The sequence below is a fragment of the Cryobacterium sp. MLB-32 genome (assembly GCF_000738085.1).
GTDB lineage: Bacteria > Actinomycetota > Actinomycetes > Actinomycetales > Microbacteriaceae > Cryobacterium.
Genome location: NZ_JPRS01000780.1, coordinates 1 through 735 on the forward strand (window position 1 = coordinate 1; position 735 = coordinate 735).

Annotated in this window: 1 protein-coding gene and 1 pseudogene; one reads left to right on the top strand and one right to left on the bottom strand. The window is 62.4% G+C overall.

What is annotated here, in order from left to right; genetic code table 11:
- Positions 1-461 (top strand): HNH endonuclease signature motif containing protein (locus JF66_RS21350; RefSeq protein WP_197059549.1); only part of this gene is annotated, 461 nt, incomplete at its 5' end.
- A gap of 74 nt (positions 462-535) precedes the next feature.
- On the opposite strand, the pseudogene JF66_RS24895 reads toward JF66_RS21350, so the two are convergent.
- Positions 536-735: pseudogene (locus JF66_RS24895) on the bottom strand (hypothetical protein); the annotation flags it as partial.

Here is a 735-nt window from a genome sequence, read left to right on the forward strand (position 1 = left end):
GAGGCCAGCTCGACGGGATCGAGCAGCCGATCTCGGCGTTCACGGCCAGGAAGATGGCCGCGGAGGCGTGCTTGATCCCGATGGTGCTCGGCGGGAAAAGCGAGGTACTTGATTTCGGCCTGGGGAAGCGCCTGTTTACGAGGGCACAGAAGCTCGCGGCGATCGAACGAGACGGCGGGTGCGCCACCGCCGGATGTAACCGGCCGCCGAGCTACGCCGAAGGCCATCACATCGTTTGGTACAAATCGCAGGACGGGCCGACGAATCAATCGAACATTTTGATGCTGTGCAGTGCTTGCCATCACAGGATTCATCGCGAAGGCTGGGACATCGTCGTGAGAGACAACGTGGTGTACTTCATCCCGCCCGCTACCGTCGACCCGAAGAGAACTCCCCGACGAGGCGGACGCCCACCGGTACCGACACCGAAGGGCCACGACGGCCCGCACTACACGCGCTAGTCACCACCTACGCACGTTTGGTCCGCCGGTCGCATGTGGCGTGCCCGACACGGTGTGATGAAGGGTCGCTGCTGTCACACTTTTCGGTTCCAGGCTGCTTCAATTGCGTTCAGAACGTCTGCGAGCTCGACGTGGTCGCGGGGAATCATGCTGACAAGTTCGGCAGTTGTTCGATCGAGGTCGAACGCTGCGGTCTGGTCATGGCGAACGACGGTTCCTTGGGAACGTCGAGTCTCGACGAGACCCGCCTCCTCAAGCTCGCGGTACGCGCGCG